The organism is Mycobacterium sp. (assembly GCF_049683935.1).
Lineage (GTDB): Bacteria > Actinomycetota > Actinomycetes > Mycobacteriales > Mycobacteriaceae > Mycobacterium.
Window position 1 is genome coordinate 1 of the sequence record NZ_JBAUJR010000122.1, and the last position, 13,502, is coordinate 13,502.

The window sequence follows — 13,502 nt, forward strand, 5'->3', positions numbered from 1 at the left end:
GGTGAGCACGTCGTGCCCAGGATCTGTTCGGCGGCGCGCGCCGCAGGCCGGCCCGCACCCCGGATCGTCGCGGGAGTGCCGGTCGCGTTGTGTTCACCGGCCGATGCGCACTCCGCACGAATCCATGCCGGCGAGGTGCTCGGGCATGCGCACCTGTCCCCCAACTACGTTCGGCTTCTCGAGCACGGCGACGCCGGGGATGTCGGTGACACGATGGCCGTGGGGGACGAAGCCGCCGTCCTGGCGCGACTGCGCCGCTACCGTGACGCCGGCGTCACCGATCTGGCCGCGCGGATCGTCCCGCTCGGGACCGACGTCGACGCGCGGGTGTCCTCCCGTCGGCGCACGCAGGAATTCCTGGCGTCACTCGGTACGAGGTGGTGACGCGGGAGGCTCTGCCTGGTCGGCGGCGAAGCCACCCATGAACTCGATCGGCACCCCGCCCACGGTGCAGAAGAACAGGTCGACGCCGGGCACACCCGCGTCGAACAGTGTCACGTCGCTGGCATATGCCTGCGCCGCCTCGTAATTGCGGGTGAATTCCTCGGTCAGGAATGACAGCGCGGCCAACCCTTCTGGCGCGACGTCACGCAGATGCTCGGGGACGTCGAGCACCTCGATCAAGCCTGCCTCGCCACTGCCCAGAATCGTCACGTCGGCGCCGTCGGAGGGCGGCCATCCCAGGGTGGCTTCGAGCACGGCGCCCGGCACGCGTAGCTGATATTGGACGCTCATACCCACCACGTCGGTGAGGAAGCCGACGAACGTCGCCGCCGAATGGCTGCGCATCACGACGTGGTGGAGCTGGCTCGGCACGATCGGCCTCCTCGGGGTGATCTCGGCGTGACACAGCACGCCTCGTCGCAGGCTACAAGGTCGACGCCGGCTGGGCGGAGGAATCCGCCGATCGCCTAGTTGGACATTGGTCAACTATTTATTCTGGTGAATCAGACTGTTAGATTGCATCAATGCCACCCAGGACCGCCGCGACCGATGCTGACCGTGGTCAGCGTCGCGCGTCGTTTCAGCGGGCCCGTTCCCACGAGACGAAGCGGGCGCTCGTGCAGGCCGCGATGGCCCTGTGGCGCACCCGGGGTTATTCCACTACCACCGTCGCCGACATCTGCACCGCCGCCGGGGTCTCGAAGGCGCTGTTCTATTTCTACTTCCCGCGCAAGGAGGACGTGCTGTTCGAGATCGGCGTGATGTCCACCCGGTCGGCACAGGAGACGATCCACCGGCTCCTCGACGGGCAATACGAGATCCGCGAGGTCGTGGCCGCTGCGCTGACCACGCTCGAGCGCTCCATGGTGCGCAACCCGCGCGAGCTGGTGATCGAGGCCATTCTCGAGGGTTACCGTCATGAGCACCGCATCATCACCGAGGATTCGGACCGCGAGGTCGATGCGGACATGTTCAGCGAGCTGTTCACCCGAGCCAAGCTCGACGGCAAGCTCCCCGCCGCCCTGACCGATGAGGACACCACGCACCTGGCCTATCTCGCTCGCACCCTGGTCAGTGAAGGCGCCCGGCACTGGGCCGCCGGTGCGTTCGGGACGCGCTCGTTCGCCGAGGTGGTGACCGCCGACATCATGACGTTGATCAACGGATACCGAAGCAGGACACCCTGACCGGCAAGGAGGCCGTATGTGGGATTTCGAGACCGACCCTGAATACCAACAACTCCTGGACTGGACCGACGAGTTCGTCCGCAACGAGGTCGAACCACTGGACCTCATCTGGCCGCATCTGCAGTTCACCCCGCTGACCGAGACCAGACGCAAGGTCGTCGATCCGCTCAAGGAGCAGGTCCGCCAAAAAGGTCTGTGGGCCACCCATCTCGGTCCGGAGTTCGGCGGGCAGGGTTACGGCCAGCTCAAACTCGCTTTGCTCAACGAGATCCTCGGACGCTCCCAGTGGGCACCGATCATCTTCGGTTGCCAGGCACCCGACACCGGCAACGCCGAGATCATCGCCCACTACGGGACGCCCGAACAGAAGGATCGTTACCTACGCCCGCTGCTCGACGGTGAGTTGTTCTCCAGCTACTCGATGACCGAACCGCAGGGCGGCGCGGATCCCACCCAGTTCACGACCAGCGCGGTGCGCGACGGCGACGACTGGGTGATCAACGGGTGGAAGTACTTCTCGTCCAACGCGAACACCGCGTCGTTCCTCATCGTGATGGTCGTGACCAATCCCGACGTGAGTCCTTACCAGGGCATGTCGATGTTCCTGTTGCCCACCGACACACCCGGGGTCAACATCGTGCGCAACGTGGGTCTGCACGGCGAGCGCGAGGGCGAGGGCAGCCACGCGCTGATCCACTACGACAACGTCCGGGTCCCGGACTCGGCACTGTTGGGCGGCGAGGGGCAGGCATTCGTGATCGCCCAGACCCGCCTCGGTGGTGGCCGCATCCACCACGCGATGCGCACGATCGGGTTGGCGCAGAAGGCGATCGACATGATGTGCGAACGGGTTCTGAGTCGCCGTACCGCGGGCAGCCTGCTCGCCGACAAGCAGACCGTGCAGGGCTACATCGCCGACTCCTACGCCCAGCTCAAGCAGTTCCGCCTGATGGTGCTCCACACCGCATGGGAGATCGACAAGTACAACGACTACAAGAAGGTCCGCAAGGACATCGCGGCAGTCAAGGTCGTCATGCCCACCGTGCTGCACGACATCGCGTGGCGGGCCATGCAGGTGCACGGGGCGCTCGGGGTCACCAACGAGATGCCGTTCCTCAGCATGGTCACCGGCGCGGCGGTGATGGGCCTGGCCGACGGACCGACCGAGGTGCACAAGACCACGGTCGCCAAGCAGGTGCTCCGCAGCTACCGCGCCAGCGACGATGTCTGGCCCTCGGAATGGCTGCCGCGCAAGCGCGACGCCGCCCGGGAACGCTTCGCCGAATACCTCGATCTCGAGGTGGGGAACCGTTGAGCGAGTTGAACACCGAGCGCCTCGCCGCCTGGATGGACGATGCCGGATTACCCGGTACAGGCGAACCGCTGCAGACGCGGTTCCTCTCCGGCGGAACGCAGAATGTCATCTACGAACTGACCCGCGCCGACGCGACCTGCGTCATCCGGATGCCACCGCCCGGCGCTCCCCCGGACCGTGACAGAGGCATCCTGCGGGAATGGCGCATCATCGAGGCGCTCGACGGCACCGACGTGCCGCACACCGAAGCGATCGGTGTCTGCGACGATCCGGCGGTGCTGGGCAGGCCGTTCTACCTGATGGGGTTCGTCGACGGCTGGTCCCCGATGGACACGCACGGCGAATGGGCGGAGCCGTTCCAGAGCGACTTCGACAGCCGGCCCGGTCTGAGTTTCCAGCTGGCAGAGGGTATTGCGTTGCTGTCGAAGGTGGACTGGAGGGCCAAGGGGTTGACCGACCTGGGGCGCCCGGACGGCTTCCACGAGCGCCAGGTCGACCGATGGATCGGCTTCCTCGAGCGGATCAAGGGCCGGGAGCTGCCGGGGCTGGATGTGGCGACCGAGTGGCTGCGCGCTCACAAGCCGATCGATTTCGTTCCCGGCCTCATGCACGGTGACTACCAGTTCGCCAACGTCATGTACCGCCACGGCGCGCCCGCTCGGCTGGCGGCCATCGTCGACTGGGAGATGGGTACCGTCGGTGACCCGAAGTTGGATCTGGGCTGGATGGTGCAGAGTTGGCCCTCCGACGATGAACACCCGTCCGGTGAGATGAACTACGTCGACATGCGGGGTATGCCGTCCCGTGACCAGGTGGTTGCGCACTACGCCGAGGTGTCCGGTAGGCAGGTCGACGACCTCGATTACTACCTGGTGCTGGCGAAGTGGAAGCTGGCGATCGTACTCGAGCAGGGGTTCCAGCGGGCGGGTGACGACGAGAAGCTGTTGGCGTTCGGTCCTGTCGTGACCGACCTGATGGCCTCGGCGGCCGACCTCGCCGAATCCACGGACTATCGGGGCTGACGCGATGCCCCGTGCCGCAGTCTGCCGGGACTACGGGCCGCCCGAGGTCATCCGTGTGCAGGAACACCCGGTTCCTCCCGCCGGCCGTGGTCAGGTCGGAGTGCGCGTGAGCGCAGCTGCGGTCAATTTTCCCGACGTGCTGCTTGTCGCCGATTCGTATCAGGTCAGTGTTCCCACCCCGTTCGTCCCGGGTAGCGAGTTCGCCGGGGTGGTCGATGAGGTGGGCTCTGGGACAACCGGATTCGCGGTCGGCGACCGGGTGACCGGGACAGGGCTCTTCGGAGCATTCGCCGAGCGCGTGGTGATCGATGCGGTGAGCGTAACCGCGATCCCCGACGGTGTTGACGACCTGACTGCGGCTGCCTCCGGCGTCGCCCATCGCACGGCATATCACACACTGCGCTCGGCGGCTCGGCTCTGTTCCGGCGATGAGCTGATCGTGCTCGGCGCGGGCGGCGGCGTGGGCCTGGCCGCGGTTCAACTGGGTGTGGCGCTGGGCGCCAGGGTGACCGCGGTCGCCTCGTCGGCCGAGAAGCTCGACGCAGCAACCGATCACGGGGCCTGCCGAGTGGTCAATCACCGCGCCGGCGACCTTCGAGCGGCCCTCCGCACGGCCCTTCCCGAGGGCGCCGACGTCGTCGTGGATCCGGTGGGTGGGGCGTTGTCCGAGCCGGCGCTGCGGACGTTGCGGCGGGGCGGCAGGTTCGTCACCGTCGGGTTCGCGTCGGGAATCATCCCCCGGATCCCTCTCAATCTGGTGCTGATCAAGGGAATTCAGGTATCCGGCTTTCAATTCCAGGACGTCCAGCCCGCGGAGTTCGAGCGAAACGAATCCGAGCTACGCGACTTGCTCGCGTCCGGACGGGTCGCACCACACATCGACGCCGTGTACCCGTTGACCGACGCGGCCAAGGCCCTGCGTCACGTGGCCGACGGACGAGCGATCGGCAAAGTGCTGATGAGTCTCAACTCGCAGGAGTGAGGTCAGCGGCCACCGAGGGCAGCGCCGCCAGCCCGCACCGGAACGACTCGACGTCACCTACGGAGTCCGGCGCGGGGTCGGCGGTGGCGGCAAGAGCCTGCGACTTGAACGCGCGGGCTGCGGCGCTGAGCTGGTGGCGCACCGAGCCGACGGTGCTGTCCAGCTCGTCGGGCCACTGCTCACCCCACAGCGTCACCTCGGTCATACCCTGGTCGAGTGCAGTGAGCACCCCGCGGCGGACCCGCTCGTCGGAGGCGCACAGATCCGCGGCCACAGCGATGGCCTGGGGGTGCGGACGGTCCGCCCACTCCTCCAAGGCCGCCTCGAGGTCATCGGACTTCACCCCGAGAATCTCCAGTGCGCGGGCATCTGTTGCGTCGTACATCAGCACGGTGACGTCCCACCCCGCCATCACCCGGTCGACCAGCCACCCGCCGGCGAACCGGACAACCTCGGAGACGTCGCGTGCGACGACATCGAGCCGGTACCTCATTTCGGGGACCCGATCGACGGCGCGTCCTCTGGACGTTCCCCCGTCGGCGGCATGAAGTCCCGGGCGAGTGTTTCGCCGTACCCCTTGAACACTTCCGCCAGGGGTATCGAAGGATCGAGCAACCACGCGGTCTCCATTCCATTGACGAAGGCGAGAATCTCGACGGCTTTGATGGCCGAGTCGATGTCGGTGCGGTAGCGGCCCTCTCGCTGGCCGTGCTCGATCAGCTGAGCCACGATGTTCACCGCCTCGCGCTGCCGGTTCAGCAGGCGGTCGTGTAGCGGCGCGTCGGGCGCGATGTTCTCGATCAGCAGGACGGTGAAAGTCCCGACGAGTTCGGGAGCCCGGTCAAAACGTTCGGCGACCCGGCAGATCTCGGTCACCAGATCTCCGGAGCGATCGGCGTGCATGTCGTCGTCTGCGTCGCGCGCATCGAGCACGGCGTTGAGCAGCTGTTCCTTGGACTCGAAGTGGTGCAGAAGCCCGGCAGGGGTCACACCGGCCGCCTTGGCGATCTGCGCCAGCGACGTGTTGCGCCAGCCGTGACGCGCCAGAATGCGCTCCGCGACGTGCAGAATCCGCTGCTTGCGGTCCTCACCCTTTGCGAGCAGCGTCGCGTACGGCCGCACTGCGATCTCCGGTGTCGTCACCGAAACCTCACTCTCAACCAACCTAGTGAACACACAGTAGGTAGGTTTGCGGCGTGTGACAAGGGTCTCACAGAGGTGAATTCTCGACGGGGGTTCCACCTGCGCATTCGCCGGAAAAATGCGCAGGCCCGCCCGAAGCGGACAGGCGCCGGGAGCCTCAGGGGCGTTTGATCACCGAGGTGTACATCTCGACGATCGGGCGATAGAGGTCGATCGCGTCGAGCTCGCTGCCGAGGATGACGGCGTCACTGGTGGCCACGAGGATGTGGGCGAACGTCACCGGCGGGATCAGCAGCGTTGCCCCCATCCGGTCGATTCCCTCGACGATGAACGCCGCCAGCGCTTCGACGACCTCCGATCTCTTGGCCGCCACCCGGGCCCGCGCATCGGGGTTCCGCAGCAGGTAGAGAGTGAACTCGTGACCCAGTGCCGCATGCTCGGCGCCACGATCGTGACTCAGTTGCCGCCACCGATCGGCGATCTCGTCGAGCTCACGTGCTCCGATCTGTTTCGACTCGGACATCAGCTCGGCGAAGTTGTCGAAATAGCGGCGCCAGTACCTGTCGCTGACCGCCAGGAAGAGCTCTTCCTTCGTGGCGAAGTGTTTGTAGATCGCACCCTTGGTGTAGCCCGCCGCATGCGCGATGTCATCGAGAGTTGCTGCTGTGAAACCCTTCTCGGCGAAGACCTCCTCGGCCGCGTCCAGCAGCAGCGAGCGGGTGTGCTCGAGGCGCCGCTCCCGTGTCCAACGCTCGACCATGACGGCATTGTGCCACGCAACGCCACAGGCCAGCGAGCCCCTACAACCCCAACGACTTCGCGATCATCACCTTCATGACCTCACTCGTTCCCGCGTAGATGCGAGCCACCCGCGCATCGGTGTACAACCGCGCGATCGGATATTCCATCATGTAGCCGTACCCGCCGAACAGCTGAAGGCACCGATCCACCACCCGCTGCTGCATCTCGGTGCAGAACAACTTCACCCGGGCGGCGTCGGCACCGGACAGTTCGCCCGCGACGTGCAGCGTTATGGCGCGGTCCAGCATCGCCTGACCGGCCTCGACGTCGGTCGAGCAGGCGGCGAGTTCGAACTTGGTGTTCTGGAACGACGCCACCGGCGTGCCGAAGGCCTTGCGGTCCTTGGTGTAGTCGATTGCTGCTGCGATCGCCGATCGAGCCTGTGCCACCGAACCGACGGCGACGGTCAGCCGCTCCTGCGACAGGTTGTGGCCGAGATAACCGAACGCCTCGTCCACCTCGCCGAGTACGTTGGTCGCCGGAACCCGGACGTCGACAAACGACAGCTCGGCGGTGTCCTGCACCTTGCAGCCCATCTTCTCCAGCTCACGACCCCGGGTGAAACCGTCCATTCCGTCCTCGACGACCAGCAGCGTCAAGCCCCTGCGGCGGTTGTCCGGGTCCGTCGAGGTGCGGGCCACAACGATCACCAGATCTGCCTGCATCCCGCCAGTGATGAAAGTCTTGGCGCCGTTGACGATCCAGTGGTCTCCGTCGCGCACCGCTGTGGTGCGCATCCCGGCCAGATCCGAACCGGTGCCCGGCTCGGTCATCGCCACCGCCGTGAGCAGTGTGCCCGCCGCCAACCCGGGGAACCATCGTCCGCGCTGTTCGTCGTTCGCATAGTGCAGGAAGTACGGCAGGATCACCTCGAGCTGGGTGCGCACCGTCGACAGGGTGACCAATGCCCGAGCCGATTCTTCCTGCAGCACCACGTTGTAGCGGTAGTCGGGCTCCCCGCCACCTCCATACTCTTCGGGGATGGCCATGCCGAGCATGCCGAGCGAGCCCATCTTCTCGAACACCTCGCGCGGCATCCGGCCGCCTTTCTCCCACTCCGGGTAGTGGGGGACGACCTCCTTCTCGACGAAGTCGCGGGCGAGTTCGCGGAACGCCTCGTGGTCCTCGGTGAACAGATCTCTGCGCACTGCACTCTCCTCGTTAAGCGATGAGCTCGACCAGGGTTGCGTTGGCGGTGCCGCCCCCCTCGCACATGGTCTGCAACCCGAAGCGAATTCCGTTGTCCCGCATGTGGTGGATCATTCGTGTCATGAGGACCCCACCGGATGCACCGAGCGGATGGCCCAGTGAGATGGCGCCGCCGAGCGGGTTGAGCTTGGCTTCGTCGGCACCGGTGTCGGCCAGCCACGCCAGCGGGACGGGCGCGAACGCCTCGTTGACCTCGAACACGCCGACCTCGTCGAGCGTGACACCCGCCTTGTGCAGGACCTTCTCCGTCGCCGGTATCGGGCCGGTGAGCATCAGCCTGGGGTCGGCGCCGGTGACCGCGCCGGCGCGGTACCGCACCAGTGGAGTGACGCCCAGGGTCACCGCCTGCTCGGCGGTCATCACGAGCAGGGCGGAGGCTCCGTCTGAGATCTGCGACGAGTTCCCGGCGTGGATCACGCCGTCGTCGCTGAACGCGGGCTTGAGGCCGGCGAGTTTCTCGGCCGTGGTGCCGCGTCGGATACCTTCGTCATCAGTGACGACACCACCCTTTGTGAAGACCGGAACGATCTGGTCCTTGAACGCCCCGGCATCCTGAGCCGCCGCAGCCCGCTCGTGGGATTGCGCAGAGTACTCATCCAGACGGGTGCGCGAGAGATTCCACTGCTGGGCGATCATCTCCGCCGAGATGCCCTGGTTGAACGAGAAATCGTCATAGCGGGCAAGTACTTTCGGACCATAGGGCATTCCGGTGGCGCGCGCGGAACCCAGCGGAACCCGGCTCATCACCTCGACACCACCGGCCACCACCACGTCCTGCTGACCCGACATCACGGCCTGCACCGCAAAATCCAATGCCTGTTGGCTCGATCCGCAGGCCCGGTTCACCGTGGTACCCGGTATGTGTTCGGGCCAGCCCGCTGCGAGCACCGAGTACCGGCCGATATTGCTCGACTGGTCCCCTACTTGCGAAACGCATCCCCAGATGACGTCGTCGACGATGTCGGGGTCGACACCGGTGCGTTCGGCGAGTTCGTTGAGCACCAGCGCCGACAGATCGGCTGCGTGCTGCTCGGCCAATCCGCCGTTGCGCTTCCCGACGGGCGTGCGCACCGCTCCGACGATGACGGTCTCCCGCATTACCTCTGCTCCGATCCAGGCGGCGAAACCGCCCATCGACCAGTGAATTCCGGATCTTTCTTGGCAGCGAACGCGGCGTAGGCCTCTGCCGAGTCTGCTGTCGCGAAGTTACCCGGTTGCGCGCGGGCCTCGTTGGCCAGTGCCTCCCGCATCGTGACGTTGGCGCCGTCGTTGAGCAGCGCCTTGCTCTGGGCCAGCGCGAACGGCGGCCCGGACGCCAGGCGGTCGGCAAGATCGTCGACGAACGCGTCGATCTCGTCGGTGCTCTTCACCCAGGTGACGAGACCCAGCGCGTGGGCCTCGGCGGCGTCGATCATCTCGGCGAGCAGCACGAGGCGCTTGGCCTGCTGCAGTCCGACGAGCTTGGGCAGCAGCCACGATCCACCCAGGTCGACCGAAAGGCCGCGCTTGGCGAAGATCTGGCAGAACCGCGACTCGGGGGTGGCCACCACCAGATCGCAGCCCAGAGCCAGGTTCCAGCCCGCGCCGACGGCGACGCCGGTGACCTTGGCGATCGTGGGCACCGCGAGTTCATGCAGCGCAAGCGCGACGTCGGTGAGCCGATCCAGCTTGTAGCGCGGGTGCACATCCTCGCCGCCTGCGATGTCAGCTCCCGAGCAGAACGCGGCACCGGCACCGGTGAGCACCACCGCACGCACGTCGCGGTCCCGTTTGAGGTCACGCAGCGCGTCGGCCAGCTCCACCCACAGCCGGGCGTCCAGCGCGTTCTTGCGTTCGGGCCGGTTGAGGGTCAACGTGCGCACCCCGTCGCGGTCCGACGAGAGCAGTACCCGGTCGTCACCCATCGTAGGCCGTCCCGATCGCGCCCTCGGCCCGCAGCTGCGCCAGTTCCTCTGGCGTGAAGCCCAATTCGGTGAGCACAGCGTCGGTGTGCTCACCCAGAGCCGGCACCGCCCCCATCGGCTGCTCGAAGCCGCTGATCACCGGCGGCGGGCGCAACGCCTGGATGTCGCCCTTGGCGGTGCTCACCGTGCGCCACCGATCGCGAGCGGTCAGCTGTGGATGGACCACGACATCGCTCGGCCGGTTGTAGCGGGAGTTTCCGATTCCCGCGGCGTCGGCGATCTTCTGGATGTCGACCAGATCCCGCTGAGCACACCACGACCCGATGGCTTCATCGAGGATGTCGCGGTGCCCGCAGCGACCGGGGTTGGTGGCAAGGCGCGGGTCATCGGCGAGGTCGGGCCGCTCGATGATCTCCCGTGCCACCCGCTGCCATTCGCGGTCGTTGGTGGTGCCGAGGACGACCGTCTGACCGTCACGGGTGGGGAACGCGCCGTAGGGCGCTACGGCAGGGGATCCGACCCCGAGTGGTTCCTGGTCGACGCCGGTGTGCTGGGTGTAGGTGAGCGCGTAGCCCATGACGTCGGTCATCACGTCGAACAGACTCAATTCGACCGACGGCGCCGCGGTCTCGGCGGGCCGACCACCGCGCCCGAACAGCAGGGCGACAATCGACATGGCCGCGTAGAGGCCGGTGGTGAAGTCAGCCAGCGCAGGGCCGGGCTTGGCCGGCATGCCGGGATATCCGGTGACCGCGCAGGATCCCGCCTCCGCTTGCACAAGAAGGTCGTAGGCACGCTTGTGGGAAATCGGCCCGCCGGGTCCGTAGCCGTCGATCTCGACGGGAATGACGCGGGGGTGGCGGACGGCGAGATCGGCGGGCGAGATGCCCAGTCGCGCCGTCGCGCCCGGCGCGAGATTCGACACGAACGCATCGGCGCGGTCGAGTAGCCGGTGCAGCACGTCGATACCCGCGGGCGACTTGGTGTTGAGGGTCACCGACTCCTTCCCGCGGTTGCACCACACAAAATGTGCTGCCAACCCCCCGGGCCCGTTGACGACGTCGTCGTAGTCACGCGCGAAGTCACCACCGATGGGGTTCTCGATCTTGACGATGCGGGCGCCGAAGTCGGCGAGCACCCGCGTGCACATCGGCGCGGCCACCGCCTGCTCCATCGCCACGACGGTGACGCCGGCAAGCGGTCCGGCGCTCGACTCTGGTGCTGTCACGGGTTCAGATAACCATGCCACCGTCGACCGGCAGTACCTGTCCGGTGATGTAGGACGCAGCGTCAGAGGCCATGAACACGAATGCGCCGGCGATCTCGGCAGGTTCGGCCCACCGTTTCAGCGGGATGCGCGCCATCATGTTCGCGGCGAACTTCTCGTTGGTGCGGATGGTCTCCGTCATCGGTGTGGCCGCCAGCGGCGCAAGCGCGTTGACCATGATGTTCTTCGAGGCGAGTTCGCGGGCAAGCGATTTGGTGAAGCCGATCAGTCCCGCCTTGGCCGCTGAATAGTTGACCTGGCCGAGGGTCCCGGTGAGACCGGCCGCCGAGGTCACATTGATCACGCGACCGGTTCCGTCGGTCGGCATGTGCGGCAGTGCGGCCTGCGTGCAGTGGAACGTGCCCATGACGTGGATGTCGAACGTCAACCGAAAGGTCTCGTCGGTCAGCTTCGGGAACATCGCCGGCGCCGTGACACCCGCGTTGTTGACCAGGATGTGCAGGGCTCCCCCACCCATCTCGGCAGCCTTGGCCGCGGCGGCATCGGCGGCGGCCCGGTCGGAGACGTCGAGCGTGCAGGAGTCGGCCGTGCCGCCCGCGGTTCGAATGCCTTCGGCGACAGCGGCAGCGGCCTCGCCGTTGATGTCGGTGACGAGCACCGCCGCGCCCGCCTCGGCCAAGGCCGCGGCGACAGCAGCGCCGATGCCACCGCCGGCACCCGCGCCGGTCACCATCGCGGCTCGGCCTGTCCGATCGAAGTAGCCCATCGGTAGGTACCGCTCCGTCTCAGTAGCTACGGGGAAGGCCGAGCACGTGCTCGCCCAGGAAGTTGAGGATCATCTCCTGACTGACCGGGGCGATCTTCATCAACCGCGCCTCACGGAAGTAGCGTGAGACGTGGTACTCCTCGGAGTAGCCCATGCCGCCATGCATCTGAAGAGCGCGATCGGCAGCACCGAATCCGGCGTCGGCACACAGATACTTCGCTGTATTCGCCTCGCGCCCACACGGTTTGCCGTTGTCGTAGAGCCACGTCGCCTTCCGCAGCACCAGCTCGGCGGCATCGAGCCTGGCCAGCGAGTCGGCCAGCGGGAACTGCAGCCCCTGATTCATCCCGATCGGACGGTTGAAGACCACCCGCTCGTTGCCGTACTTCACGGCCTTCTCCAGCGCGACACGGCCGATTCCGAGCGCTTCGGCCGCGATCAGCATCCGCTCGGGATTGAGGCCGTCGAGAATGTACTTGAACCCCTGGCCTTCCTCGCCGACGCGGTCTTCGACCGGAATCATCAGATCGTCGATGAAGAGTTCGTTGGAGCTGACCGCGTTGCGGCCCATCTTGTTGATCGGCCTGACCTCGACGTGGTCGCGGTCGAGGTCGGTCATGAACAGGGTCATGCCGTCGGTCTTCTTGGTGACCTGGTCGTACGGCGTGGTCCGGGTCAGCAGCAGGATCTTCTCCGACTCCATCGCCTTGGAGATCCAGACCTTGCGACCGTTGACCCGGTAGTGGTCCCCCTCCCGCTTGGCGAAGGTGGTGATACGCGAAGTGTCAAGCCCCGCACCGGGTTCAGTCACACCGAAGCAGACGTGCAGGTCGCCGTTGACGATTCGAGGCAGCGTCGCGGCCTTGAGTTCGTCGGAGCCGTGTTTGACCACCGGCTGCATGCCGAAGATCGACAGATGGATCGCGCTGGCGCCGTTCATCGCCGCCCCGGATCGGGAGACCTCTTCGAGCAGCAGGGTGGCTTCGGTGATGCCCATCCCATGCCCGCCGTACTCCTCGGGAATGGTCATCCCCAGCCAGCCGCCGCCGGCGATGGCGTCGTAGAACTCCTGCGGGAACTCGTGGTCCTGGTCCTTCTGCATCCAGTAGTGGTCGTCGAACCTGCCCGCCAGCTCCGCCACCGACTTACGGATCAGCTCCTGATCCTCGGTCAGTTCAAAACTCATGCCGTTCGGCATTGCTGCCCTCTCTGTGATGCGGCACCGCCGGAATTGCATTCCCGCAGGTCGTCTTTCGAGCTTTCTCTGCTGGAATGCAATTCCGGCGATCTGCTGCTCAGTCCTTGTTGCCGGTCAGTTCCTTGGCATTGGCCGCGAAGTCGGCGAAACTCGCGCCCCCGTGATCGTGCTTGCTCAGCGCTTGGATGGTGACGTCGTGGCCTTCGGAGGCTTTGCGCAGGGCGCCGACGGTGGCCTGGTCTTTGGGGACATGGGTGAACGGGTCCCAGTGATACCAGCGCATCGCGTTCTCGTAGGTCATCT

15 protein-coding genes and 1 pseudogene are annotated in these 13,502 nt (G+C 66.3%); 5 read left to right on the plus strand and 11 right to left on the minus strand.

From position 1 onward, the window contains the following. On the plus strand, positions 1 to 384 hold a 384-nt coding region (locus tag WA965_RS07445), incomplete at its 5' end, for an LLM class oxidoreductase (RefSeq protein ID WP_526447292.1). On the opposite strand, the gene WA965_RS07450 is transcribed toward WA965_RS07445, so the two are convergent. After that, the gene (locus WA965_RS07450; RefSeq protein WP_526293879.1) at positions 364 to 816 is read right to left on the minus strand and encodes a VOC family protein; all 453 of its coding nucleotides are present in this window, start codon (positions 814 to 816) and stop codon (positions 364 to 366) included. The two genes, WA965_RS07445 and WA965_RS07450, sit on opposite strands and share 21 nt — an antisense overlap. A gap of 152 nt (positions 817 to 968) precedes the next feature. On the opposite strand from WA965_RS07450, the gene WA965_RS07455 reads away from it, so the two are divergent. The 4 genes from WA965_RS07455 to WA965_RS07470 are packed head-to-tail and all read left to right on the plus strand — an operon-like array spanning position 969 to position 4,950. Next, positions 969 to 1,631: a TetR/AcrR family transcriptional regulator gene (locus tag WA965_RS07455; RefSeq protein WP_526293880.1), complete on the plus strand. Its 663-nt coding sequence runs from the start codon at positions 969 to 971 to the stop codon at positions 1,629 to 1,631. A 16-nt stretch (positions 1,632 to 1,647) separates the two neighbouring features. Continuing rightward, on the plus strand, positions 1,648 to 2,946 hold the full coding sequence (locus WA965_RS07460) for an acyl-CoA dehydrogenase family protein (RefSeq protein ID WP_526293881.1): 1,299 nt from the start codon (positions 1,648 to 1,650) through the stop codon (positions 2,944 to 2,946). Positions 2,947 to 2,978: 32 nt separating this feature from the next. Continuing rightward, entirely contained in the window at positions 2,979 to 3,968 is a 990-nt protein-coding gene (locus WA965_RS07465; RefSeq protein WP_526293891.1) for a phosphotransferase family protein, read from the plus strand. A 4-nt stretch (positions 3,969 to 3,972) separates the two neighbouring features. Next, a complete protein-coding gene (locus WA965_RS07470; RefSeq protein ID WP_526293882.1) occupies positions 3,973 to 4,950 on the plus strand; it encodes an NADPH:quinone oxidoreductase family protein in 978 nt (325 codons plus the stop codon). Here WA965_RS07470 and WA965_RS07475 read toward each other — a convergent pair. The 10 genes and pseudogenes from WA965_RS07475 to WA965_RS07520 form a co-directional block, all read right to left on the minus strand. Continuing rightward, positions 4,934 to 5,443, minus strand: a complete 510-nt coding sequence (locus WA965_RS07475; protein ID WP_526293883.1) for a hypothetical protein — start codon at positions 5,441 to 5,443, stop codon at positions 4,934 to 4,936. The genes WA965_RS07470 and WA965_RS07475 overlap by 17 nt on opposite strands. Continuing rightward, positions 5,440 to 6,093 carry a TetR/AcrR family transcriptional regulator gene (locus tag WA965_RS07480; RefSeq protein WP_526293884.1) on the minus strand — a complete coding sequence of 218 codons (654 nt, stop codon included), beginning with the start codon at positions 6,091 to 6,093 and terminating at the stop codon, positions 5,440 to 5,442. The genes WA965_RS07475 and WA965_RS07480 overlap by 4 nt, the downstream gene beginning before the upstream one ends. Before the next feature lie 157 nt (positions 6,094 to 6,250). Beyond that, positions 6,251 to 6,853, minus strand: a complete 603-nt coding sequence (locus WA965_RS07485; protein ID WP_526293885.1) for a TetR/AcrR family transcriptional regulator — start codon at positions 6,851 to 6,853, stop codon at positions 6,251 to 6,253. A 40-nt stretch (positions 6,854 to 6,893) separates the two neighbouring features. After that, complete coding sequence (locus WA965_RS07490; RefSeq protein ID WP_526293886.1) at positions 6,894 to 8,042, minus strand: acyl-CoA dehydrogenase family protein; 1,149 nt, start codon at positions 8,040 to 8,042, stop codon at positions 6,894 to 6,896. Positions 8,043 to 8,055: 13 nt separating this feature from the next. Further along, positions 8,056 to 9,201, minus strand: coding sequence for a thiolase family protein (locus WA965_RS07495; protein WP_526293887.1), 1,146 nt, complete (start codon positions 9,199 to 9,201; stop codon positions 8,056 to 8,058). Further along, on the minus strand, positions 9,201 to 10,007 hold the full coding sequence (locus WA965_RS07500; RefSeq protein ID WP_526293888.1) for an enoyl-CoA hydratase/isomerase family protein: 807 nt from the start codon (positions 10,005 to 10,007) through the stop codon (positions 9,201 to 9,203). Before WA965_RS07500 ends, WA965_RS07495 begins: the two co-directional genes overlap by 1 nt. Then, the gene (locus tag WA965_RS07505) at positions 10,000 to 11,235 is read right to left on the minus strand and encodes a CaiB/BaiF CoA transferase family protein (protein ID WP_526293889.1); all 1,236 of its coding nucleotides are present in this window, start codon (positions 11,233 to 11,235) and stop codon (positions 10,000 to 10,002) included. Before WA965_RS07505 ends, WA965_RS07500 begins: the two co-directional genes overlap by 8 nt. Before the next feature lie 4 nt (positions 11,236 to 11,239). After that, positions 11,240 to 12,001, minus strand: coding sequence for an SDR family NAD(P)-dependent oxidoreductase (locus WA965_RS07510; protein ID WP_526447294.1), 762 nt, complete (start codon positions 11,999 to 12,001; stop codon positions 11,240 to 11,242). A 19-nt stretch (positions 12,002 to 12,020) separates the two neighbouring features. Then, the gene (locus tag WA965_RS07515) at positions 12,021 to 13,187 is read right to left on the minus strand and encodes an acyl-CoA dehydrogenase family protein (protein WP_526447296.1); all 1,167 of its coding nucleotides are present in this window, start codon (positions 13,185 to 13,187) and stop codon (positions 12,021 to 12,023) included. Positions 13,188 to 13,296: 109 nt separating this feature from the next. Continuing rightward, positions 13,297 to 13,502 (minus strand): annotated as a pseudogene (locus WA965_RS07520) (amidohydrolase family protein); the annotation flags it as partial.